The sequence below is a fragment of the Pseudomonas sp. D(2018) genome (genome assembly GCF_005502555.1).
GTDB lineage: Bacteria > Pseudomonadota > Gammaproteobacteria > Pseudomonadales > Pseudomonadaceae > Metapseudomonas > Metapseudomonas resinovorans.
Genome location: NZ_SCOK01000002.1, coordinates 192,451 through 216,363 on the forward strand (window position 1 = coordinate 192,451; position 23,913 = coordinate 216,363).

22 protein-coding genes are annotated in these 23,913 nt (G+C 62.2%); 17 read left to right on the forward strand and 5 right to left on the reverse strand.

The window, feature by feature from the left end:
• Positions 1–30 precede the first annotated feature (30 nt).
• The 6 genes from FFS60_RS02580 to FFS60_RS02605 all read left to right on the forward strand — a co-directional run bounded on the left by FFS60_RS02580 (position 31) and on the right by FFS60_RS02605 (position 5,328).
• Complete coding sequence (locus FFS60_RS02580; RefSeq protein ID WP_028629639.1) at positions 31–354, forward strand: TraR/DksA family transcriptional regulator; 324 nt, start codon at positions 31–33, stop codon at positions 352–354.
• 88 nt (positions 355–442) lie between these two features.
• Positions 443–2,953: a Lon protease family protein gene (locus tag FFS60_RS02585; protein WP_137821047.1), complete on the forward strand. Its 2,511-nt coding sequence runs from the start codon at positions 443–445 to the stop codon at positions 2,951–2,953.
• Positions 2,954–3,164: 211 nt separating this feature from the next.
• Positions 3,165–3,506 carry a hypothetical protein gene (locus FFS60_RS02590; protein WP_137821048.1) on the forward strand — a complete coding sequence of 114 codons (342 nt, stop codon included), beginning with the start codon at positions 3,165–3,167 and terminating at the stop codon, positions 3,504–3,506.
• 194 nt (positions 3,507–3,700) lie between these two features.
• Entirely contained in the window at positions 3,701–4,195 is a 495-nt protein-coding gene (locus FFS60_RS02595) for a TIGR00645 family protein (RefSeq protein ID WP_137821049.1), read from the forward strand.
• A 123-nt stretch (positions 4,196–4,318) separates the two neighbouring features.
• Positions 4,319–4,624, forward strand: coding sequence for a DUF6482 family protein (locus FFS60_RS02600; protein WP_028629635.1), 306 nt, complete (start codon positions 4,319–4,321; stop codon positions 4,622–4,624).
• Positions 4,625–4,710: 86 nt separating this feature from the next.
• Positions 4,711–5,328 carry an FKBP-type peptidyl-prolyl cis-trans isomerase gene (locus FFS60_RS02605; RefSeq protein WP_028629634.1) on the forward strand — a complete coding sequence of 206 codons (618 nt, stop codon included), beginning with the start codon at positions 4,711–4,713 and terminating at the stop codon, positions 5,326–5,328.
• 141 nt (positions 5,329–5,469) lie between these two features.
• Here the strand turns inward: FFS60_RS02605 and FFS60_RS02610 are convergent, their stop codons facing one another.
• A complete protein-coding gene (locus tag FFS60_RS02610; protein WP_028629633.1) occupies positions 5,470–5,712 on the reverse strand; it encodes a hypothetical protein in 243 nt (80 codons plus the stop codon).
• A 128-nt stretch (positions 5,713–5,840) separates the two neighbouring features.
• On the reverse strand, positions 5,841–6,809 hold the full coding sequence (locus tag FFS60_RS02615; protein ID WP_137821050.1) for a polyprenyl synthetase family protein: 969 nt from the start codon (positions 6,807–6,809) through the stop codon (positions 5,841–5,843).
• Positions 6,810–7,053: 244 nt separating this feature from the next.
• Between FFS60_RS02615 and rplU the strand changes: the two genes are divergently transcribed.
• The 5 genes from rplU to FFS60_RS02640 all read left to right on the forward strand — a co-directional run bounded on the left by rplU (position 7,054) and on the right by FFS60_RS02640 (position 10,684).
• The gene (gene rplU / locus FFS60_RS02620) at positions 7,054–7,365 is read left to right on the forward strand and encodes a 50S ribosomal protein L21 (RefSeq protein WP_016490856.1); all 312 of its coding nucleotides are present in this window, start codon (positions 7,054–7,056) and stop codon (positions 7,363–7,365) included.
• A gap of 24 nt (positions 7,366–7,389) precedes the next feature.
• Complete coding sequence (gene rpmA, locus FFS60_RS02625; protein WP_028629631.1) at positions 7,390–7,647, forward strand: 50S ribosomal protein L27; 258 nt, start codon at positions 7,390–7,392, stop codon at positions 7,645–7,647.
• A gap of 140 nt (positions 7,648–7,787) precedes the next feature.
• Positions 7,788–9,005 (forward strand): Obg family GTPase CgtA, encoded by a 1,218-nt coding sequence (cgtA, locus tag FFS60_RS02630; protein WP_137821051.1) that lies wholly within the window; start codon positions 7,788–7,790, stop codon positions 9,003–9,005.
• Positions 9,006–9,085: 80 nt separating this feature from the next.
• Positions 9,086–10,204: a glutamate 5-kinase gene (gene proB / locus FFS60_RS02635; RefSeq protein WP_028629629.1), complete on the forward strand. Its 1,119-nt coding sequence runs from the start codon at positions 9,086–9,088 to the stop codon at positions 10,202–10,204.
• 15 nt (positions 10,205–10,219) lie between these two features.
• The gene (locus tag FFS60_RS02640; protein WP_028629628.1) at positions 10,220–10,684 is read left to right on the forward strand and encodes a CreA family protein; all 465 of its coding nucleotides are present in this window, start codon (positions 10,220–10,222) and stop codon (positions 10,682–10,684) included.
• A gap of 114 nt (positions 10,685–10,798) precedes the next feature.
• Here the strand turns inward: FFS60_RS02640 and rpsT are convergent, their stop codons facing one another.
• The gene (gene rpsT / locus FFS60_RS02645) at positions 10,799–11,074 is read right to left on the reverse strand and encodes a 30S ribosomal protein S20 (RefSeq protein ID WP_028629627.1); all 276 of its coding nucleotides are present in this window, start codon (positions 11,072–11,074) and stop codon (positions 10,799–10,801) included.
• Positions 11,075–11,289: 215 nt separating this feature from the next.
• On the opposite strand from rpsT, the gene murJ reads away from it, so the two are divergent.
• From murJ to ispH, 6 genes are all read left to right on the forward strand, one after another.
• Positions 11,290–12,825 carry a murein biosynthesis integral membrane protein MurJ gene (gene murJ / locus FFS60_RS02650; protein ID WP_028629626.1) on the forward strand — a complete coding sequence of 512 codons (1,536 nt, stop codon included), beginning with the start codon at positions 11,290–11,292 and terminating at the stop codon, positions 12,823–12,825.
• Positions 12,826–12,935: 110 nt separating this feature from the next.
• Positions 12,936–13,874 (forward strand): bifunctional riboflavin kinase/FAD synthetase, encoded by a 939-nt coding sequence (gene ribF, locus FFS60_RS02655; protein WP_028629625.1) that lies wholly within the window; start codon positions 12,936–12,938, stop codon positions 13,872–13,874.
• Between the two features lie 15 nt (positions 13,875–13,889).
• Positions 13,890–16,724, forward strand: a complete 2,835-nt coding sequence (ileS, locus tag FFS60_RS02660; protein WP_137821052.1) for an isoleucine--tRNA ligase — start codon at positions 13,890–13,892, stop codon at positions 16,722–16,724.
• Positions 16,717–17,220: a signal peptidase II gene (gene lspA / locus FFS60_RS02665; protein ID WP_137821053.1), complete on the forward strand. Its 504-nt coding sequence runs from the start codon at positions 16,717–16,719 to the stop codon at positions 17,218–17,220. Before ileS ends, lspA begins: the two co-directional genes overlap by 8 nt.
• Positions 17,213–17,650 carry a peptidylprolyl isomerase gene (locus tag FFS60_RS02670; protein WP_028629622.1) on the forward strand — a complete coding sequence of 146 codons (438 nt, stop codon included), beginning with the start codon at positions 17,213–17,215 and terminating at the stop codon, positions 17,648–17,650. The genes lspA and FFS60_RS02670 overlap by 8 nt, the downstream gene beginning before the upstream one ends.
• 28 nt (positions 17,651–17,678) lie before the next feature.
• A complete protein-coding gene (gene ispH, locus FFS60_RS02675) occupies positions 17,679–18,623 on the forward strand; it encodes a 4-hydroxy-3-methylbut-2-enyl diphosphate reductase (RefSeq protein WP_137821054.1) in 945 nt (314 codons plus the stop codon).
• A gap of 61 nt (positions 18,624–18,684) precedes the next feature.
• On the opposite strand, the gene FFS60_RS02680 is transcribed toward ispH, so the two are convergent.
• Complete coding sequence (locus tag FFS60_RS02680; protein WP_137821055.1) at positions 18,685–19,131, reverse strand: type IV pilin protein; 447 nt, start codon at positions 19,129–19,131, stop codon at positions 18,685–18,687.
• Positions 19,132–19,134: 3 nt separating this feature from the next.
• A complete protein-coding gene (locus FFS60_RS02685) occupies positions 19,135–23,901 on the reverse strand; it encodes a pilus assembly protein (protein ID WP_137821056.1) in 4,767 nt (1,588 codons plus the stop codon).
• Positions 23,902–23,913: the final 12 nt, after the last annotated feature.

The window sequence follows — 23,913 nt, forward strand, 5'->3', positions numbered from 1 at the left end:
ACTTAGGGGGTGAACTGGGGAGATTCCAATATGACCGCTACTGACCCTATGGCCACACTCGATGCCCTGATTGCGGAGTACACCGCTCGCGCCAACGCCATTCGCGAGGACCTGGCCCGCAGCCACTCGCCGGATTTCGCCGAGCAGGCGATTCAGCGGGAGAACGACGAAGTGCTCGAGGCCATCCTTGCCGAGACTCAGGCGGCCCTGCGCCGCGTGGGTATGGCCAAGCTACGCCTGGCCGACGGCAGCTACGGTTATTGCCAGCGTTGCGGCGAGCTCATAGAGCCGGCGCGCCTGGCTGTGCTGCCGGCGGCCGAGTACTGCCTGGGCTGCGCTGACCTGGCCCATTGATCAGCTCTGGCGCAATGCCTTGCCAGTGATGTCAGGGCGGCGCCAGAATGCGGCCATTGCTTTCTTGCCGAGCCATTAAGGACACTCGATGCCTGACTCCTTCGCTGCCAGCCTGCGACTGACGCCCGATGCGCTGACCCGTCCCTTCGAGCCGGACCAGTTCAGCTTCAAGACCACTGACGACCTGGAGCCCTTCCGGGGCGTGCTCGGCCAGGAACGTGCGGTAGAGGCCCTGCAGTTCGGTGTGGCCATGCCTCGCCCCGGGTACAACGTCTATGTGATGGGCGAGCCGGGCACCGGCCGCTTTTCCTTCGTCCAGCGTTACCTCAAGGCCGAGGGCAAACGCCTGGACACGCCGGCGGACTGGGTTTACGTCAACCACTTCGACGAGCCGCGCGAACCCCGTGCCTTGCAGTTGCCAGCAGGCGAGGCGCAGGACTTCATCTGCGACATCGAACAGCTTGTGGATAACCTCCTGTCCACCTTCCCGGCGGTGTTCGAGACGCCCACTTTCCAGCAGAAGAAGAGCGCCATCGACCGCGCCTTCAATCAGCGCTATGACCGCGCCCTGGACGTGATCGAGCGCCTGGCCCTGGAGAAGGACGTCGCCCTCTATCGCGATAGCGCGAACATCGCATTCACCCCGATGAAGGACGGCAAGGCCCTGGACGAGGCGGACTTCGCCCAGTTGGAAGAGGCCGAGCGCGAGCGTTTTCACGACGACATCGCCATTCTGGAAGAGCGCCTGAACGAGGAGCTGTCCAGTCTGCCGCAGTGGAAGCGCGAGTCCAGCAACCAGTTGCGCCAGCTGAACGAGGAAACCATTACCCAGGCTCTGCAGCCGCTGCTTTCTCCCCTGTCGGAAAAGTATGCGGAGAACGCCGGTGTGGTGGCTTACCTGCAGGCCATGCAGGTCAACCTGCTGAAGACGGTGGTGGACCAACTGCTGGACGAAAAGCCGGATGCCCAGCGCAGAGAGCTGCTGGAAGAGCAGTACTGTCCCAGCCTGGTGGTGGGGCACCATGCCAACGGCGGTGCTCCCGTGGTGTTCGAGTCCCATCCCACTTACGACAACCTGTTCGGCCGTATCGAGTACGGCACCGACCAGGGCGCCCTCTACACCAGCTACCGCCAACTGCGTCCGGGAGCGATACACCGCGCCAATGGCGGCTTCCTGGTGCTGGAGGCTGAGAAACTGCTGGGCGAACCCTTCGTCTGGGATGCGTTGAAGCGAGCGCTGCATTCGCGTCAGCTGAAGATGGAGTCCCCTCTCGCGGAACTGGGCCGCCTGGCCACCGTGACCCTCACGCCGCAGGTGATTCCGCTTCAGGTGAAGGTGGTTATCATCGGCTCGCGCCAGCTCTACTACACGCTGCAGGACCTGGACCCGGACTTCCAGGAGATGTTCCGTGTGCTGGTGGACTTCGACGAAGAGATCGCCCTGTCCGACGACAGCCTGGAACAGTTCGCCCAGTTGCTGAAAACCCGCACCTCGGAAGAGGGCATGGCGCCGCTCAGCGCCGCTGCCGTCGCCCGTCTGGCAACCTACAGCGCCCGTCTGGCCGAGCACCAGGGACGTTTGTCGGCGCGTATCGGCGACCTGTTCCAACTGGTCAGCGAGGCTGACTTCATCCGCCAACTGGCCGGCGCACCGGTGACCGGTGCCGACCATATCGATCGGGCGCTCAAGGCCAAGGCCACCCGCACCGGCCGGGTTTCCGCGCGCATTCTCGATGACATGCTGGCAGGCGTCATCCTGATCGATACCGCCGGTGCGGCCGTAGGCAAGTGCAATGGCCTGACGGTGCTGGAAGTGGGCGATTCGGCCTTCGGTGTACCGGCGCGGATTTCCGCCACCGTCTACCCGGGCAGTTCGGGAATCGTCGACATCGAACGTGAGGTCAACCTCGGCCAGCCGATCCACTCCAAGGGCGTGATGATCCTCACGGGCTACCTCGGCAGTCGTTATGCCCAGGAGTTCCCGCTGGAGATTTCCGCGAGCATCGCCCTGGAGCAGTCCTACGGCTACGTGGACGGCGACAGCGCTTCCCTGGGTGAAGCCTGCACGCTGATCTCCGCGTTGTCGCGCACGCCGCTCAAGCAGTGCTTCGCCATCACCGGCTCGATCAACCAGTTCGGTGAAGTGCAGGCGGTGGGTGGGGTCAACGAGAAGATCGAGGGTTTCTTCCGTCTCTGCGAGGCTCGTGGCCTGACGGGCGAGCAGGGCGTGATCATCCCCCACGCCAACGTCACCACCCTGATGCTCGACGAGCGCGTACTGGACGCGGTGCGCAAAGGCCGCTTCCACGTCTATGCGGTTCGCCAGGCCGACGAGGCCCTCAGCCTGCTGGTAGGCGAACCGGCCGGTGTGCCGGACGACAAGGGCCAGTTCCCGGAAGGCAGTGTCAACGCCCGCGTGGTGGCGCGCCTGCGGGAAATCGCCGAGATGGGCCTGGAAGAAGAAGAGAAGGCCGCGCCGGCCCAGGAAATGGTGGAGACCGTTGCCAAGGCCGCCTCACCGCCCAAGCCGGCACGCAAGGGGCCGAAACAGGGGCCCGGCAAGGCGCCGGGTCCGGACAAGACCCAGGGCCCGGCCTGACCCTGCGCCGACCTGCTGCACCGGGTCGGGTTCCCGGTGTGGCTGGTCGGTCATTGATCGGTAGGGGCGAATGCTTGCGTAGTCTGCGTCCCGCCACTTTTCCCTCACGCTGTTCACAGGGTTATCCACAACTCCCGTGGATAAGCATCGTGCTTTCGCAGGTCCCAACTCGGGTGTAGGCTGAAAACAGGCCTCTGCGAGGAAAGCCGCTATGACGCGCAACCTCTGCCTTACCCGCCAGTGCCTGGGACTGGTGACTCGGATCGAGTGCGTGATCCGTCCGTTGGCGGGAGAGAATGGACTCTGGACGCTGCTCTGTGCGGCAGGAATGTCGGGGGAGCAGCCCTCGGCGATCAAAGCCCAGGGCCCATTCCACGGGCCTCTCGTGGCAGAGTCGGTATTGTCCGCGATAGCGGATTGCCTGGCCGAGCAGGGCTACACCGAAGCCCATGACCCGCCAATCTGGCGCCTGCACCTGCAAGGGGAGCTTCGCCGAATCAACGGCACAGGTTGCCGTAACCTCGGTGACTATCAGTTCCGCCCCGAAACCTGACGGTTTCCTGGTTGGACAGCTTATGAGCAACTGTCGCGGGCCAGCGGGGGATGGGGCGTCTATTGGACACTCCAGTGCTCATGCACAGACTTATCCACAGTGTTTGGGGATATGCCTTTAGCGTTGCCATTATTTTTCTGTAGGAAGCACACCGTTATACTCGCGGCCGGTTTATTTGCTGACTACGAGAAGCCATGGAACGCCTACTAGAAAATTCGATGTACGCCGCACGCTGGCTGCTGGCCCCAATCTACTTCGGTCTGTCCCTGGCGTTGCTGGCGCTGACCCTGAAATTCTTCCAAGAGGTGTGGCACATCCTGCCCCATGTGTTCGAGAAGACCGAGGCGGACCTGATCCTGGTGCTGCTCTCGCTGATCGACATGTCCCTGGTGGGCGGTCTGCTGGTGATGGTGATGATCTCCGGCTATGAGAACTTCGTCTCGCAGCTGGATATCGATGATGGCAAGGAGAAGCTGAGCTGGCTCGGCAAGATGGATTCCGGCTCGCTGAAAATGAAGGTGGCCGCGTCCATCGTGGCGATTTCCTCCATCCACCTGCTGCGTATCTTCATGGACGCGCAGAACATCGATAACGACAAGATCATGTGGTACGTGGTCCTGCACATGACCTTCGTTATCTCTGCTTTCGCCATGGGCTACCTGGACAAGATGACCAAGCACGACCACTGATTCGCACTTCTTTGCCGTCCATGCCGCCCGGCCGCTGAAAAGCGGACGGGCGGTTGCGTTTCTGCCGTCGGTATTTGGCGCTGTGCATTAGATTTGAGGTGTACAGCGCGCGAGGGCGAAGCCATGAAATTGCACGACCTCACCAGCCATGCCCGTGCCGGGCACGTTGAAGAAATCAACCTTATCTCCCTGGAAGGCGGCATCTACCTGCTTGAAGCCAGGATCGATGGCCGTTCCCATCACCTGGACGATGGCCGCGGCCATGCCACTCAGCTGCGGTCGGTGGAGCATGCCCGAGAAGTGCTTCATGAGTTTCCGGATCTTCCTTTCCACCTGGTGCACAACGTGGTGCATGACGAGATGTGTGGGATGGCGGCGGACAGCCAGGACACCGTGCGCGTTCCCATTTCAACCCGCAGTTCCCACTGAGCGTGGAGTAGCGGACCGGACCCGCGCCGGGGAAAGGAAGCTGTGCTAGTCTGGCCGGCCTTTTTTTCCCTGAGCGGAGTTCCGCCATGTCCCAACTTGATCTTTCCACCGACGAAACCCGCGTCAGCTACGGCATTGGTCGTCAGCTCGGCGATCAGATCCGTGACAATCCCCCGCCCGGCGTGAGCCTGGACGCAGTGCTCGCTGGTCTCAGCGACGCTTTCCAGGGCCTGGAAAGCCGCGTTGATGGTGCTGCCCTGTCGGCCAGCTTCCGTGTGATCCGCGAGCGCATGCAGGCCGAAGCCGAGGCCAAGGCCGAAGCTGCTGCGGGTGCCGGTCGCGAATACCTGGTTGAAAACGCCAAGCGTGAAGGCGTGACCGTCCTGCCGTCCGGCTTGCAGTACGAAGTGCTGGTGGCGGGCGAGGGCGCCAAGCCGTCGGCAGAAGACACCGTGCGCACCCACTACCACGGCACCCTGATCAATGGCACCGTGTTCGACAGCTCCTACGATCGCGGCCAGCCGGCCGAATTCCCGGTGGGCGGCGTGATCGCTGGCTGGGTCGAGGCGCTGCAACTGATGAACGCCGGCAGCAAATGGCGCCTGCACGTCCCGAGCGAGCTGGCCTATGGTGGCCAGGCTGTCGGCAGCATTCCGCCGCACAGCGTGCTGGTGTTCGACGTGGAACTCCTGGAAATCCTCTGATCCAGGCTGACTCCTGGTCGAGCCTTCCCTGGCCCGGCCAGGAACCGGCGAGGGCGCCTTTGCCCTCGCTGCAGGACTGGCGCCCGGGCGCCTGTCCTGCGGATGACGCTTCTTGGCGTCATCCAGATTCCCGTTCTCCGCTCAGTGCACTTCGCCGTGGGGGCGTAATGCCCTGGCGTAGCAGAACAGGAAAAGGTTGCGCACCAGCTCCTTGAGCACCAAGGGCTCGCTGGAGTTCAGGCCGGCGAGGTCGAGGTCGCCCTGGTCGCGTAATTCGTCGAGGGCCTCCTCTTCCAATACGGCGCAGACTTCACCGGTTTCCCGATGCAGTATCCGCAGGTAGGGGTGGGGGCGATCCAGCCAGGCATCGATCAAGTAGGTCATGGCTCATCTCCTTGAAAAGCGTTGAGATGAGAATAATTCCTATTAGCAAAATAGCAAGCGCTAATCGAGACCTTTCGTCGAGGCAGAAAAAAGCCCGTCGCTTGGACGGGCTTTCGGCTGTTCGCTACTCAGTGAGTTCGCGCGACGGCGAACTCACTGAGCTCGACCAAGGCATCGCGGTAGGCATTGGACGGCAACGTGTCCAGGCAGGCGATGGCACGGGCGGCATAGTCGCGCGCCAGGCGAGCGGTGTAGTCCAGGGCGCCAGCAGCTTCTACGGCGGCACGGATGCCTTCCAGGTCCTGGCTGCCGCCTTGCTGAATGGCCTTGCGCACCACGCTGGCTTGTTCCGGGGTGCCGTCGCGCATGGTGGCGATCAGAGGCAGGGTGGGCTTGCCTTCGGCCAGATCGTCGCCGACGTTCTTGCCGAGGGTAGCGGCATCGCCACGGTAATCGAGCAGATCGTCCACCAGTTGGAAAGCGATACCCAGCGCGTCACCGAACTGGCGCAGGGCTTCTGCCTGCTCGGCGCTGGCGCCGGCCAGCACAGCAGCGCTGTGGGTGGAGGCTTCGAAGAGCATCGCGGTCTTGCCGCGGATGACTTCCATATAGGTTTCTTCGGTGGTGCTGGCGTCGCGGATCTTGGACAGCTGCAGCACTTCACCTTCGGCGATGACCCGGGTGGCCTGGGAGATGATGCGCATCACCGGCATGGAGCCGAGTTCCACCATCATTTCGAATGAGCGGGCATAGAGGAAGTCACCCACCAGTACGCTGGGTGCGTTGCCCCACAGGGCGTTGGCGGTGGAGCGACCGCGGCGCAGGCCGGAGGCATCCACCACGTCATCGTGGAGCAGGGTAGAGGTGTGCAGGAACTCGATGGTCGCCGCCAGCAGGCGCAGTTGATCGCCGCCGAACCCAAGGGCGTTGCCGCCCAACAGCACCAGGAGTGGGCGCAGGCGCTTGCCGCCGGCAGAGACGATGTAGTCACCGATCTTTTCCACCAGAGGAACGCGGGAGGTCAGCTGCCGACGGATGATGTCGTCGACTGCGGTGAAATCGTCCGCCACCACGCGGTAGAAAGCCTGGGGTTGCATCGGCCAGAGGTGCTCCAATTGGGTTGCGCGGCATGCTAGGGACCGGGCCGGGGCCTGTCAAGGCGAGTGCTGGCGGTGCTTGCGCGGCAATCGCGGCTTGCGTACAATCGCGGCCCCTGAACTTCCTTGGGCATTTTCCTGCCTTACGCAATTGCATGGGCGTCAGTTCCGGCGCCATGCAGCCATGCCGACCGATACCTCTTTTTATAAAGCGTCGGGTGAGCAGGTTTAACGGAGAAAATCCATGTACGCAGTTATCGTTACCGGCGGCAAGCAATACAAAGTCGCTGAAGGTGAATTCCTGAAGATCGAGAAGCTGGAAGTCGCCACTGGCGAATCCGTGACTTTCGATCGCGTCCTGCTGATCGGCAATGGCGAAGACGTGAAAATCGGTGCTCCGGTCGTTGATGGCGCCAAAGTAGTCGCTGAAGTGGTCTCTCAAGGCCGTCACGACAAAGTGCGCATCATCAAGTTCCGCCGTCGTAAGCACCACATGAAGCGCCAGGGCCACCGCCAGTGGTTCACTGAAATCAAGATCACCGGCATCCAGGCCTAATTTCCTTTTTGGAGGATTTGACTCATGGCACACAAAAAAGCTGGCGGTTCTACCCGCAACGGCCGCGACTCAGAAAGTAAACGCCTTGGCGTGAAGATGTACGGCGGCCAGGTCATCAAGGCCGGCAACATCATCGTGCGTCAGCGCGGCACCCAATTCCACGCCGGCGTCGGCGTTGGCCTGGGCAAGGACCACACCCTGTTCGCGAAAGTGGACGGCGTGGTCAAGTTCGAGGTTAAAGGTGCTTTCGGTCGCAGGTACGTAAGCATCGTCGCGGCCTGATCGCGACCTCGCTGTAAAAGCCCCGTCTTGCGACGGGGCTTTTTTGTTTCTGCTTTGTGGAAACTCTGCATTGAGCGGGGTTCCCTGTATCCTATGTGCTTTGTTTCTCTCAACCCGTCCCCGTGACGGGAGGCGTCCTGATGAAATTCGTCGATGAAGTATCGATCTTTGTAAAAGCGGGCGACGGCGGCAATGGCCTGATGAGTTTCCGTCGCGAAAAATTCATTGAAAAGGGCGGCCCCAACGGTGGTGACGGGGGCGATGGCGGCTCCGTGTACATGGAGGCCGATCCGAACCTCAATACCCTGGTGGACTACCGCTATACCCGTCGTTTTGACGCCCAGCGTGGCGAGAACGGCGGCAGCAAGGACTGCACCGGGCGCAAGGGTGAGGATCTGATCCTGCCGGTGCCGGTCGGTACTACTGTGATCGACGCTGCCACCCAGGAAATCATCGGCGACCTGACCAAGGCGGGTCAGCGCCTGTTGGTGGCGCAAGGTGGCTGGCACGGCCTGGGCAACACCCGTTTCAAGTCCAGCACTAACCGTGCGCCGCGTCAGACCACCAAGGGCAAGCCCGGTGAGTCTCGAGACCTCAAGCTGGAGCTGAAGGTGCTGGCCGACGTCGGTCTGCTGGGCCTGCCGAATGCCGGCAAGAGTACGTTCATTCGTGCGGTGTCCGCTGCCAAGCCGAAAGTGGCTGACTACCCCTTCACCACCCTGGTGCCGAATCTGGGTGTGGTCAGTGTCGGCCGCTTCAAGTCCTTCGTGGTGGCCGATATCCCGGGTCTGATCGAGGGTGCCGCCGAAGGCGCCGGCCTGGGTATTCGTTTCCTCAAGCACTTGGCGCGTACCCGTCTGCTGCTGCATATCGTCGATATGGCGCCTCTGGATGAAAGTGATCCGGCCGAAGCCGCCGCGACCATTATCGAGGAGCTGGGGCGTTTCAGTCCGGCCCTGACCGAACGTGATCGCTGGCTGGTGCTGAACAAGGCCGACCAGTTGCTCGATGAGGAGCGTGATTCGCGCATGAAGGCGGTGCTCGAGCATCTGGGCTGGTCCGGTCCGGTGTTCGTGATCTCTGCTCTGGAGCGCGAAGGTACTGAGGCGCTCTCCCAGGAGATCATGCGCTACCTCGACGAGCGCACGCTGCGCATGGAAGAAGAGCCGGAGTACGCCGAGCAGCTCGCCGAGCTGGATCAGCGCATCGAGGACGAGGCTCGCGCCCGTCTGCAGGCCATGGACGACCAGCGCGCCCTCCGCCGTGCCGGTCTGAAGAGTGCCGGTGCTGATGATGACGACGATTTCGATGACGATGAGGATGACGGCGACGGGCCGGAAATCTTCTACGTACCCTGACCCCGGCGCCACCCGGTGCTGTGGAGTGTTCGCATGGCCGCGCGCCTTGCCGCGCGGCCTTCTAGCTAAGGTTGGACGATATGCGGGACAAGGTGACTGGCGCGCAGCGCTGGGTGGTTAAGATCGGTAGTGCTTTGCTGACGGCTGATGGTCGTGGGCTGGATCGCTCGGCCATGGCGGTTTGGGTCGAGCAGATGGTGGCCCTGCGCAATGCAGGTGTGGAGCTGGTGCTGGTGTCCTCTGGTGCTGTGGCGGCCGGTATGAGTCGTCTGGGCTGGCAGAGTCGTCCAAGCGCCGTGCATGAACTGCAGGCCGCTGCCTCGGTAGGGCAAATGGGGCTGGTTCAGGCTTGGGAATCCAGCTTTGCCGAGCATGGTCGCCACACGGCGCAGATCCTGCTGACCCATGACGACCTGTCTGATCGCAAGCGTTACCTGAACGCTCGCAGCACGCTGCGTACTCTGGTGGAGCTGGGTGCGATCCCGGTGATCAACGAGAACGACACCGTGGTCACCGATGAAATCCGCTTCGGCGATAACGACACCTTGGCGGCCCTTGTGGCCAACCTGGTGGAAGCTGATCTGCTGGTGATCCTTACCGATCGCGACGGCATGTTCGATGCCGACCCGCGCCACAATCCTGATGCGCAGCTGATTTTCGAGGCTCGTGCCGATGACCCGGCGCTGGATGCTGTGGCGGGTGGCACAGGCGGTGCGTTGGGGCGGGGCGGCATGCAGACCAAGCTGCGTGCAGCGCGGCTGGCGGCTCGTTCCGGCGCCCATACGGTGATCGTCGGTGGGCGAATCGAGCGGGTGCTGGATCGCCTCAAGGCGGGAGAGCGTCTGGGAACTCTATTGGCACCTGAGCGCGGCATGCTGGCTGCGCGTAAGCAGTGGCTGGCTGGCCATCTACAGACTCGCGGCACCCTGGTGCTTGACGCAGGTGCGGTCAAGGCGCTGCGTGAGGACCGCAAGAGCTTGCTGCCTGTCGGCGTCAAGGCTGTCCAGGGCAGCTTCCGTCGGGGCGAGATGGTGGTCTGTGTCGGGCCTGATGGCGCCGAAATCGCTCGTGGCCTGGCTAACTACAGTGCCCTTGAGGCGCAGAAGATCATCGGTCAATCGTCCGACCTCATCGAAAAGCTGCTGGGGTATGTCGACGAGCCGGAACTGGTGCACCGGGACAATCTGGTTCTGGTCTGAGGTTGGGAGGAAAGGATGCGACTGATCAAGGGAATGGCGGCGGCTCTGCTGGCAATGCCGCTGTTGGCTGCCGCTGAGGAGGTCGGCTCGGTATCCACGGTGTTCAAGTGGATGGGGCCGAACGACAAGATCGTGGTCGAGGCCTTCGATGACCCTCGGGTGGAGGGTGTGACCTGCTATCTCTCGCGTGCCAAGACTGGCGGTGTAAAAGGCGGTTTGGGATTGGCTGAGGATCGTGCTGAAGCGTCCATTGCCTGTCGCCAGGTGGGGCCTATTCGCTTCAATGGTGAGCTCAAGGATGGCGAAGAGGTATTCAAGGAGCGTACCTCGCTGGTGTTCAAGACCATGCAGGTCGTGCGCTTCTTCGATCGCAAGCGCAATACCTTGGTCTATCTGGTCTACAGCGACCGGGTGATCGAGGGCAGCCCGCAGAACGCGGTCACCGCGATACCGATCCTGCCCTGGCCGAACCGGCCTTGAGGTGATGAAAAAGCCCGGAGATTCCGGGCTTTTTCATGGGTGGAGAGTATGAAATCAAAATACGCAGGCAATAAAAAACCGGCCAGAAGGCCGGTTTTTTACAAGAACTCAAGCTTAGGCAGCAGCTTGACCGAGCGCCTTGATGTGGGCGTTCAGGCGGCTCTTGTGACGAGCAGCTTTGTTCTTGTGGATGATGCCTTTGTCGGCCATGCGGTCAATCACCGGTACAGCAGCGGTGTAGGCGGCTTGGGCCTTGGGCAGGTCCTTGGCGTCGAGCGCCTTGACCACGTTTTTGATGTAGGTACGAACCATGGAGCGCAGGCTGGCGTTATGGCTACGACGCTTCTCAGCCTGTTTGGCGCGTTTTTTGGCAGAAGGTGTGTTGGCCACCGTCAAGCTCCTCGAAACTGGGGAATTGAATCAAATTAAGGCCGCGAATCATGCCCACGTGACTTGGTCTTGTCAAGGGTGATCACGTGAGTCGGGCGACGAGCGTAAGCTTTTCTCGCTGGATGATTTTATCCGGCCCGGACTCTACACTCGGCAGCCTTGATCGCCCTCCGGCAGCACCGGGCGGGCCGTGCCATTCCTGTCCGGACCCCTGAATGAACCTGCTCAAGTCGCTGGCGGCTGTCAGCTCCATCACCATGCTTTCCCGCGTATTGGGCTTCGTTCGCGACACCATCGTCGCGCGCTACTTTGGCGCCGGCGTGGCCACCGACGCCTTCTTCGTGGCTTTCAAGCTGCCCAACCTGCTGCGCCGGATCTTCGCCGAGGGCGCATTCTCCCAAGCCTTCGTACCCATCCTGGCCGAGTACAAGACCCAGCAGGGGGAAGAGGCGACCCGCACTTTCATTGCCTACATCTCCGGCCTGCTGAGCCTGGTGCTGGCGCTGGTGACCCTCGTGGGCATCCTGGCGGCGCCCTGGGTGATCTGGGCGACCGCACCGGGTTTCGCCGATACGCCAGAAAAGTTCGCCCTGACCACCGACCTGTTGCGGGTGACCTTTCCCTATATCTTCCTGATCTCGCTGTCGTCCCTGGCGGGGGCCATCCTCAACACCTGGAACCGCTATTCGGTGCCGGCCTTCGTGCCGACGCTGCTGAATGCCAGCATGATCATTTTCTCGTTGTTCCTGCTGCCCTATTTCGACCCACCCATCATGGCCCTTGGATGGGCGGTGCTGGTGGGCGGCCTCGCGCAGTTGCTTTGCCAGCTACCGTCCTTGAAGCGTATCGGCATGCTCGTGCTGCCGCGCCTGAACCTGCGCGATACCGGCGTCTGGCGCGTGCTCAAGCAGATGGTTCCGGCAATCTTCGGGGTGTCCGTGGGGCAGATCTCGCTGATCATCAACACCATCTTCGCGTCCTTCCTGGCGGCGGGTTCGGTGTCCTGGATGTACTACGCCGACCGCCTGATGGAGTTGCCCTCGGGCGTGCTCGGGGTTGCCCTGGGTACCATCCTGCTGCCGTCCCTGGCCAAGACCTATGCCAGTGACGACCGCCATGCCTACTCGCAGCTGCTCGACTGGGGGTTGCGCCTGTGTTTCCTGCTGGTACTGCCCTGCACCCTCGCCTTGGCGCTTCTGGCTGAGCCGTTGACGGTGGCGCTGTTCCAGTACGGCAAGTTCACCGCCAACGACGCGCTGATGACCCAGCGCGCGCTGATTGCCTACGCGGTGGGCCTGCTCGGGATCATCCTGGTGAAAGTGCTGGCGCCTGGTTTCTACGCGCGGCAGAACATCCGCACGCCGGTGAAGATTGCCGTCTTCACCCTGGTGGCGACTCAGCTGATGAACCTCGCTTTTGTCTTCCCGCTGCGTCACGCCGGTCTGGCGCTGGCCATCAGCCTGGCCGCCTGCATGAACGCGGGGCTGCTCTACTGGCAACTGCGCAAGCAGCAGTTGTTCCAGCCGCAGCCGGGCTGGGGCAAGTTCCTCGCCAAGCTGGTGCTGGCGGTGGTGGTGATGTGCGCCGTGTTGCTGGGTGTGATGTACCTGCTGCCGGCCTGGGATCAGGGCGGCATGGCCGAGCGCCTGCTGCGTCTGGGTGCGCTGGTAGGCGCCGGCGTGATCGCCTATTTCGGCGTGCTGGCACTACTGGGCTTCCGTCTGCGTGATTTCGCGCGGCGCGCCGTGTGATTCGCTGACTTCCAGCTCATCGCCACTTGTCGCGCTGGCAGGTCTGTAGCGCCTGTTGTCCAGCGCCGGCTGTGCGTATAATCGACCACTTTGTGAACAAGACTTGTGCTATGCAGCTGGTTCGAGGCCTACACAACCTGCGGCCCCAAGATCGGGGCTGCGTCGCCACCATCGGCAATTTCGACGGCGTGCACCGCGGCCACCAGGCCATTCTCAAGCGGTTGCGCGAGCGTGCGGCTGAGCTGGGTTTACCCACGTGCGTGGTGATCTTCGAGCCGCAACCGCGCGAGTATTTCGGTCCGGACACCGCCCCGGTACGCCTGACACGCCTGCGCGACAAGCTCGAATTGCTGGCCCGTGAGGGCGTGGATCGCGTGCTTTGCCTGTCCTTCAATCGCCGTTTGCGTGAGCTCAGCGCGGCCGAGTTCGTCCACGCGGTGCTGGTGGAAGGCCTGGGTGCCAAGCACCTGGAGATTGGCGACGATTTTCGCTTCGGCTGCGACCGCGCTGGCGACTTCGAATTTCTGCAGCAGGCCGGCGCCGCCGAAGGCTTCAGTGTCGAGGCTGCCGCCACCGTTGAGCTGGATGGCCTGCGGGTCAGCAGTACCCGGGTGCGCCAGGCGCTTGCTGACGGTGACTTTGCCCTCGCCGATCGCCTGCTGGGGCGTCCATTCACCATCACCGGCCGAGTGCTTCATGGGCAGAAACTCGGTCGTCAGTTGGGCACGCCGACTGCCAATGTGCAGCTCAAGCGTCGCCGGGTTCCGCTCAACGGCGTGTACCTGGTCAGCGTGGAGCTGGATGGCCGGCAACTGCCCGGCGTTGCCAACATCGGCGTGCGTCCCAGCGTGAAGGGTGACGGGCGCGCCCACCTGGAGGTCCACCTGCTGGACTATGCCGGCGATCTCTATGACCGGCGGATCAGCGTGACCTTCCACCACAAGCTGCGCGATGAGCAGCGTTTTGCCTCCCTGGAGGCGTTGAAGTCGGCGATCGATGCGGATGTCGCTGCCGCCCGTGCCTATTGGCAGGGTACTCAATCAAATTGAAGAGCCTGGACTGAAATGACCGATTACAAAGCGACCCTGAACCTGCCAGAGACGGCATTCCCGATGAAGGCCGGTCTGCCCCAGCGCGAACCGGAACTGCTGCAGCGCTGGAACAGCATCGACCTGTACGGCAAGCTGCGGCAGATCGGCGAAGGGCGCCCGAGGTTCGTCCTGCACGATGGCCCGCCCTACGCCAACGGCAGCATTCACATCGGTCACGCGGTCAACAAGATCCTCAAGGACATCATCGTCCGCTCCAAGACCCTGGCAGGCTATGACGCCCCCTATGTGCCCGGCTGGGATTGCCACGGCCTGCCCATCGAGCACAAGGTCGAGACCACCCACGGCAAGAACCTGCCTGCGGACAAGACCCGCGAGCTGTGCCGCGCCTACGCCTCCGAGCAGATCGAGGGCCAGAAGGCTGACTTCATCCGCCTCGGCGTCCTGGGTGACTGGGACAACCCCTACAAGACCATGGCCTTCTCCAACGAAGCGGGCGAGATCCGTGCCCTGGCCGAAATGGTCAAGCAAGGCTTCGTGTTCAAGGGCCTGAAACCAGTGAACTGGTGCTTCGACTGCGGTTCGGCACTGGCCGAAGCTGAAGTCGAATACGCCGACAAGAAGTCCGATGCCATCGACGTCGCCTTTCCGATCGAGGACGCCGACAAGTTGGCCGCCGCCTTCGGCCTGTCGAGCCTCGCCAAGCCCGCTGCCATCGTCATCTGGACCACCACCCCCTGGACCATCCCGGCCAACCAGGCGTTGAACGTCCATCCCGAATTCAACTACGCGTTGGTCGATACCGGCGCGCGCCTGCTGGTCCTCGCCGAAGAACTGGTGGAATCCTGCCTGCAACGCTACGGTCTGGAGGGCCAGGTTATCGCCACCGCCAAGGGCGAGGCGCTGGACCAGATCCGCTTCCGCCACCCGTTCTACGAGCGTCTTTCGCCCGTCTACCTGGCCGAGTACGTCGAGCTGGGCGCCGGTACCGGCATCGTCCACTCCGCGCCGGCCTACGGTGAGGACGACTTCCGTACCTGCAAGCAGTACGGCATGAGCAACGACGACATCCTCAGCCCGGTGCAGAGCAACGGTGTCTATGTCCAGGACCTGCCGTTCTTCGGCGGCCAGTTTATCTGGAAGGCCAACCCGGCGATCGTCGCCAAGCTGGAAGAAGTGGGCGCGCTGCTCAAGCACGAATCCATCAGCCACAGCTACATGCACTGCTGGCGTCACAAGACTCCGCTGATCTACCGCGCCACCGCGCAGTGGTTCGTCGGCATGGACAAGCAGCCGCAGCAGGGCGCCACCCTGCGCGAGCGCGCGCTGACTGCCATCGAACAGACCGAGTTCGTTCCGGGCTGGGGCCAGGCGCGCCTGCACGGCATGATCGCCGGCCGGCCGGACTGGTGCATCTCGCGCCAGCGCAACTGGGGCGTACCGATTCCCTTCTTCCTGCATAAAGCCACCGGCGACCTGCACCCGCGTACCGTCGAGCTGATGGAGCAGGTGGCACAGCGTGTCGAGCAGGAAGGCATCGAGGCCTGGTTCAAGCTGGACGCCGCCGAACTGCTCGGTGACGAGGCCGGCCAATACGACAAGATCAGCGACACCCTGGACGTCTGGTTCGACTCCGGTACCACGCACTGGCATGTCCTGCGCGGCTCTCACGCCGAATTGGGCCATACCAGCGGCCCTGCTGCCGACCTCTACCTGGAAGGCTCCGACCAGCATCGCGGCTGGTTCCACTCGTCGCTGCTGACCGGCTGCGCCATCGACGGCCATGCGCCGTACCGCCAGTTGCTGACCCACGGCTTCACCGTGGACGAGTCCGGTCGCAAGATGTCCAAGTCCCTGGGCAACGTGATCGCTCCGCAACAGGTCACCGACAGCCTGGGCGCCGACATCCTGCGCCTGTGGGTTTCGGCCACCGACTACTCCGGTGAGATGGCCGTTTCCCAGCAGATCCTCCAGCGCAGCGCTGATGCCTATCGCCGCATCCGCAATACCGCGCGTTTCCTGCTGGCCAACCTGAACGGTTTCGACCCGGCCAAGGACCTGCTGCCCGCCGAAGACATGCTGGCCCTGGACCGCTGGGCAGTAGACCGCGCTTTGCTGCTGCAGCGTGAGCTGGAAGAGGCCTACAGCGAATACCGCTTCTGGAACGTCTACTCCAAGGTCCACAACTTCTGCGTGCAGGAACTGGGCGGCTTCTACTTGGACATCATTAAAGACCGCCAGTACACCACCGCGCCCGACAGCGTGGCGCGCAAGTCCTGCCAGACCGCGCTGTTCCACATCGCCGAGGCGCTGGTGCGCTGGGTGGCGCCGATCCTGGCCTTTACCGCCGAGGAAATCTGGCAGTACCTGCCGGGCGAGCGCAACGAATCGGTCATGCTCAACACCTGGTACCAGGGCCTTGGCGAGATGCCGGAAGGCACCGAACTGGGCCGCGAGTTCTGGGAACAGGTCATGGCCGTCAAGGCCTCGGTCAACAAGGAGCTGGAAAACCTGCGCAGCAACAAGGCCATCGGCGGCAACCTGCAGGCCGAAGTGACCCTCTTCGCCGAGGACGCCCTGGCGGCCAGCCTGGCCAAGCTGGGCAATGAGCTGCGTTTCGTGCTGATCACCTCTGCCGCTGATGTGCAGCCGCTGACCAGCGCGCCGGCCGATGCCGTGGAAACCGAGGTCGCCGGCCTCAAGCTGAAGATCCACAAGTCCGCCCACACCAAGTGCGGCCGCTGCTGGCACCACCGCGCCGATGTCGGCCAGTTCGTGAAGCACCCGGACCTGTGCGGTCGCTGTGTGGACAACATCGATGGTGCCGGCGAGGTTCGTCACTATGCCTAAGGCATACGGTCGTCTCGGCTGGCTCTGGTTGACTGCCCTGGTGTTCGTGCTGGATCAGGCGAGCAAGTGGTTTTTCGAGAGCGAACTCAACCTTTACCAGCAGATCGTCGTCATCCCCGACTACTTCAGCTGGACTCTGGCCTACAACACCGGCGCTGCCTTCAGCTTCCTCGCTGACAGCTCCGGCTGGCAGCGCTGGCTGTTCGCCGTTATTGCCCTGGTGGTCAGCGGCGTCCTGGTGGTCTGGCTGAAGCGCCTGAAGCCCGAAGAGACTTGGCTGGCCGTTGCGTTGGCCCTGGTCCTGGGCGGCGCGCTGGGCAACCTCTATGACCGCGTGGTGCTTGGCCACGTGGTCGATTTCATCCTGGTGCATTGGCAGAACCGCTGGTACTTCCCGGCGTTCAATCTGGCCGATAGCGCCATCACCGTCGGCGCCGTGATGCTGGCGCTGGACATGTTCAAAGCGAAGAAGTCCGGAGAACCTGCCCATGACTGAACATCGCATAGGGCCGGACATGGAAGTCACCCTGCATTTCGCCATCAAGCTGGATAACGGCGACGTGGTGGACAGCACCTTCGAGAAGAATCCGGCCACTTTCAAAGTGGGCGACGGCAACCTGCTGCCGGGCTTCGAGAGCGTGCTCTTCGGCCTCAAGAGCGGCGACAAGCGCGTGCTGGCCATAGAGCCCGAGCAAGGTTTCGGTCAGCACAACCCGCAGAACGTACAGGTGATGCCACGCGGCAACTTCCAGGACATGGAGCTTTCCGAAGGCCTGCTGATCATCTTCAACGATGCGGCCAATGCCGAGCTGCCCGGGGTGGTCAAGCTGATCGACGACACCCATGTGACCATCGACTTCAACCACCCATTGGCCGGCAAGCCTCTCGCCTTCGAGGTGGAGATCCTGTCGGTCAAGCCGGCCTGATCGCCTGCGGCCGGACGAGGTAACCGCCATGCAAATCAAACTCGCCAACCCGCGTGGCTTCTGCGCCGGCGTCGATCGCGCCATCGAGATCGTCAACCGCGCCCTGGAAGTCTTCGGCCCGCCGATCTACGTGCGCCACGAAGTCGTGCACAACAAGTTCGTGGTCGAAGACCTGCGTGCCCGTGGCGCCGTGTTCGTCGAAGAACTGGACCAGGTGCCGGACAACGTCATCGTCATCTTTAGCGCCCACGGCGTCTCCCAGGCGGTGCGCCAGGAAGCTGACCGTCGCGGCCTCAAGGTGTTCGACGCCACCTGCCCGCTGGTGACCAAGGTGCACATGGAAGTTGCGCGCTACAGCCGCGACGGCCGCGAATGCATCCTCATCGGCCACGCCGGTCACCCGGAAGTGGAAGGCACCATGGGCCAGTACGACGCCCGCAACGGTGGCACCATCTACCTGGTGGAGGACGAAGCGGACGTGGAACGCTTGCAAGTCCGCAACCCCGATGCGCTGTCTTTCGTCACGCAGACCACCCTGTCCATGGATGACACCAGCCGCGTCATCGACGCGTTGCGCGCCAAGTTCCCCAACATAGGCGGTCCGCGCAAGGACGACATCTGCTACGCCACCCAGAACCGCCAGGACGCGGTCAAGCAGCTGGCCCACGAGAGCGACGTAGTTCTGGTCGTCGGTAGCCCCAACAGCTCCAACTCCAATCGCCTGCGCGAACTGGCGGAGCGTATGGATACCCCGGCCTACCTGATCGACGGTGCCGAAGACCTCAAGCGCGAATGGTTCGACAAGGCACAACGTGTCGGCATCACCGCCGGTGCTTCCGCACCTGAGGTGCTGGTGCAAGGCGTGATCGACCAGCTCCGGGAGTGGGGCGCGGAGGTCGCGGTTGAGCTGGATGGAAGGCCGGAGAACGTGACCTTCTCCATGCCGAAGGAATTGCGGGTTAAAGCGGTTTGAGTCTTTGCTGCTGAATGAATAACGGGGCCTTGAGGGCCCCGTTATTGTTTATACGTAGGCGTCAGTTGGATGGGCAGCGAGTCCAGGCATTGGCCAATGCACCACCACCCTGACGCAATCCAGCAGAGGTCAGTGTCAGGGTGTTGGCGTTTCCTGCCCAGAGTTGGCCTGCGATGGGCGTTGCAGAGATCGAGTAGGTGGTTGCGGTGGCTGCGCCGATCACCAGATTGAATTGAGCAGTACCCTGATCAGGGCTCTGGGTGACATAGATGCTCGGAGAGCCTGTGTTGCCTCCCCCCGCCGCGGCACCAAGGTAAGTTCCACGCTGGGCCCTGAAACGCTCCATGGCGTTGGCGAAGCCCATCAGCGAGGCCTTGGCATTCTCGCAGGCGGTGCGTCGCAGATATCCCTGATAGGAGGGGTAGGCGATGGCGGCCAATATGGCCACCACCGCTACGGTGATCATCAGCTCGATCAGAGTGAAGCCCTGTTGTTTTTTTCCAGTCATTCGTCAGATCTCGTTGATCCAGTAAGTTGGCCCCACCGTGATATCGTCTTCCAGGTCCTCACACTCCGTGCCAATGCAGGAGGCGGCTGTCGGCTTGCCCTCGGGGAAGAGTGTGATCAATTTGGGCGGAATACCGCCCGTCAATAGTGCCTTTGCTCGATCAACCCGGGTCGGCGTCCCGGAAATGCGCTGTTCGATAGGGGTCGCATCGTAGAGGTTGACGGCATAGGAGCGTCCGAGACCCGCCACGGCCCGGCATGAATCGCTGGCAGCAGTTGGTTCATAGGTATTGAAGAAGACCTTGCCGGCAAAGGTCGTGGCATCCGCCAGGACCTTTTCGCCGGCGTTGGTCAGCCTGATGTACCAGCCACCGGTAGAGGTTGCGAACTGGGAGGCCGCATTGGCCTTCTCCGACGTGCTGCCTTCCTGCACGAGGTTGAGCGTCGCGTCGTACAGCGAGCTCTCTGTGAGTACCGAGTGAGCCGAGTTGGTGCTCACCAGCGGAGTGCGGAACGAGTAGAAACGGTCTTCGGTTCCCTTGTCCAGCGGGTGTCCACGGTAGCCAGAGCCTATGTTGATCACCAGGGTCTTGGTGCCGTTGACATTCAGCAGGGCAGCATCCGGCTCGTTGTAGAAGCGACGCAGCTTGGATTTGAGTTGAGCGGCGTTCTCGCTGCCCGTGTCCGCGGGTACAACGCTGGCGAAAACGCCAGCATCCGCCGTGCTCGCGGCGCTGTTCACAGGGCTTACCAGGCTAGTCGGCGCAGAACCGTTGTTGATGAAGAACCGCCAGACCTGTCCCCCCATGTCGGCGACGAACATCTGGTCCGCCATGCCGTCGCGGTCCAGATCGATGACGCGAACGCCGCTTGGAATGCTGTAGAGCATCTTGTTCAGTTGGAGGTGGCCACTTGCGCCCGCATTGCTCGCGTCATTGCTGGCGGACCAGATCAACTCGCCGGTAACTGCGTTGACGATGTAGAGCGCATTGCCCTCCGAATCCGGGGTACGGACATTCACATTGTCCTGGTCAGGATCGTAGCCACCGGCAAAGATCAACACGGGTGTTGGAGTGCCCCCGACGTTCACTTTCGTGACGACCGGGGTCGACCAGGTCTGGCCCAGGCGCGAGAAGCCTGAAGAGTTCTTGGTCTTGTACCAAAGGAGCCCCGGGCTGCTGCGGTTTGTGACGTCAAGCGCGTAGAGACTGCGGCCACCTCGGCCCATGGTTGCGTACGCGTAGACGAACTCACCTTGGTTGAGGCCGGACAACTGCGCCGGTGGTGTAGAGGTCGAAGACGGGTCGCGTCCTCCGTAGATCACTCCATTGCGGTTCACGTCGTTGGCCCAGATGGTCACGGTGTTATCCATGCCGTACTTACGAGGGGCCAGCGAGCTGGAAGGGGCATTGGCCTTGAGGTCGCGAATGTTCGGTAGCAACTCTTCCGGCATGAAGCCGAATTGCTCATCACCGGTATCCGTGTTGAGTGCGTGAACAAAACCTTCGTTGGTGCCGAGAAATACGCTCTGGTCCTCGTTGGCACAGGACGTCAGGCTGGAGTCGGTGAACTGTTCGCACGCATAGGTCACCAAGCGGGGGACCGAGTGCAGCGGGTCGCCCATGGCGCGCCGCACGCTTCCATCCGCGTTAAGCCCGCGTATCCAGTTGATCAGCTCAGTGCGCTCAGTGGTATTTGCGGCGCCCAGCATATCCGCTGTAATCGCCGTGTTGGCGTCCCGCAGGCGATAAATGTCATTGGCCAGGCTGACCACGCTCGTCGGGGAGTTGCCGATGAAGGTGAACAGGTTGCGGGTTGTCGGGTCGGTCAGCCTGTTGGCCGCACCTCCTTTGGCCGTGTCGTTGCCATCCGGATCGGACACCGGCGTCCAGAAGCTGCGGGCGGTGTCTTCGAAGAAACCAGTGGAAGCATTGATGGCACCGACGCCATCGGCATCCAGGATGATGCTGCCGGCGCTGTCGTTCAGGGCGTAGCGTTTGACGTTGCCGACCCAGCGGTTGGTCTCCGATGGCTTGAACAGCGCAAAGTAGACTTCGTTCTTGTTGCTCTCCCGGTTGAACTGGTTGACGGTGGCCCCCGGGCTGACGAAGGTCGTGTCGGTATCCAGCACATCCTGGAGGATCTGGCTGAAGGCCGCGCTCAGTTCGCTGGCATTCTGGGCGGTGTAGCTCTTGCCTTTGCCGTTGGTCGCCAGGTCGGTCATGAAGTTCTGTGGCCCCAGATTCGGAGCCAGGGCGCCAAGCGCGAAGCCGATGGTATGGGTGGTGATGAAGTTATTGCCGTCAAAGTCGGACTGGTCGGTGTTGGCCATCCAGGTCGCCAGCGTTCGGCCGCATCTCTCACCGTCATCGGAGGCATCACCTGTACAGGACGCATTTGTCATGGTCCCGATGCCGCTCTTCGCCGAATCGGAGTTGCTGTTGGCCTGGCCATCAGTCAGCAGCACGATGTGGGTCGACTGGCAGGCGCTGGTAATGGGGCTGTTGAACCCGCTACGGTCTCCGGCCAGATACTGAGCGGCCTCGTAGTAGGTGGGGACGATCGGGGTGCTGTCGTCGGCATTCATTGCTTGAACCAAGGCATTGAGATGCTGACGGACGGTGTAGGTGTTGTTGCTGATGCCGCCGTAGGCCACCTTGATGCGCAATTTCACCGATTGCGCAGGGTTGCTTTCATAAGCCTGAACATTGAGGTCGGTGTCGTCGCTCTGCACCGACATCACGGAAATCGCGTTGCCAGGGGTCCATCCGCTGCGATTGACGATGCTCTGCAGGCCGGTGCGTAACTGGGGGCCCCTACAGATCACGGGAACGCCCGTGATCCAGCTGTTCAGCACGCAACTGCTGTCGTCGGTATCGTCCCGATCACTGATGTCGTCATCGCTCGAAGAGAACGCGGCAGAATTGTCGGCATCTTCGAATCTCACGGTGGTCGTGACATTGGCGCCGCTGACTGTGTTCGCCGGAGTGAGAATCACCTGGGCGTCCAGGATCGTCGCATTACGGTTGATCGGTATCTTGTCGTAACGGGCTGCGAATCTGCTTTCGTCCACACGCAGTGTGGTGCCGCCCAGGCTCATGTCGCCGTCATTGTCTTCGAAGGCGTCATCCTTCGGAGAGGCGACACTGGCTTCGAGAATCGGATTGAGGCAGCCCGAAGTGTCTCCGGTGTACTCCACCGTCAGCGTGGGCTGCAACCCTGGCGCGCCATCCAGGCTGTAGGCGGTTCTGGAACCGGTACCAGACGTGGGAGTCAGGTAAAAGGCCATGGCATTGTTGCCGCACCAGTCGCCGAGGTTGACAACCTCCTGAACCAGCGTCGTGACGTCCGGACCCTCGACATGCACCGGCGGGCTCACGTTGGCCCAATTCGGCGCTGCCCAGGTGGTCATTGCCGTGGTCTTGGGCGTACGGCCGGAGAGGCTGGAAGTGGACGCGAAGACGCTCGCGTCACCAACTTTCTCCGCCTTGACTTCGAACGACACCGGATCGGTATTGGTGGTGGCCGGTGCGAAGCTCAGGTGAGCACGCGTGATGGTCGCTCCACGGGGGATGCCGACATTCTGGAAGCGCAGTCCACCCATTCGTGTCTGGGCTTCAGTCGCCGGAGTGGTGTAGTCGATCACTACCCTGGGGGCATCCGCGTTGCTGGTGCCGCAGTTGCGTGCGCAAAACGTGTAGTCGCTGTTGGTCGTTGCGCGTAGGCGAATGAATAGGGAGTCGAGCGGGTTACTGGTTGGCGCTGCGGCCAGCACCTGCTTCACCAACGATGTGATCTCGATCCGGGCTACCTGGGACGAGTTCCAGCTGCTGGCTTTGATATTGGTGGTGTTCAGGTAGTCCCGTGAGTCGCCTATCTGGCTGCTGTCATTCAGGGCTGCGGGAGTCTTGGAGTCCTCGATCTGAACTTCGATCGTCGGCGCCGTGCTCTGGGTATTGGTCGGGCGTAGCTCCAAGTACGCACGCATGCCTGCATCATTGGCAGCGGAGGCTGGGAGCTGATTGCCGTTCAGGTCGCGGATCTCGCGGAAGTAGAGCAGCGCAGTGCCGCGCACCGGGTTGGAGGTGTCGGAGCTGTCGTTCCCGCGGATGTTGATATTGTTGGTGCTGGAGTTTTCGCAGACCGAGTTGCTCGACCGGTTGCTTGGTACGTTCAGGCGGCAGGCATATTCATCCCCGTCATCCCGTACTCTCAGGAAGGCATCGGTGTCTTCCAGTAACTTACCCGGCCTCAGCGGGGTGGCAGTGGTTGCGCCGACGTAACCCATCAACAGCACGTTCTCGTTGATCACGGCGTTGTTGGGGGTATCGATACGCTGAGTGGCGTCATCGCCGCTTACCAGGATCTCGGGCGTCGACGCGACCTGCTGGACAGAGCCCGGCAGAGGGGTGTCGATGTTGGTGACCGGGTAGACCATTCGCGTGTTGTTGTAGGCGCTTCGCGAGTTGAGCACCATGATGCCCGCGTTGATTGGCCCTGCGTTGTTGATAATCGTGGAAAATGATCGCTTGAGAATCTGCATGCGCGATTCTTCGCCACGCGACGGGTTGTTGTTGCTGTCCGTACGCCAAGCCATCGATCCGGAGTTATCGAGGATGAACAGGACATTGGGACGGACCCCGTCATCGATGGCCGGGCCACCGAAGAAAATCTCCGTGTCGTCCGCATAGCTCACCGAGGCGCCCAGCACCAGGAGGCTGGACAGGGTGCTAAGTGCCAAGCGATGAAAGAAGTTCATTTGGATGTTCATGGCCGTTCCCAA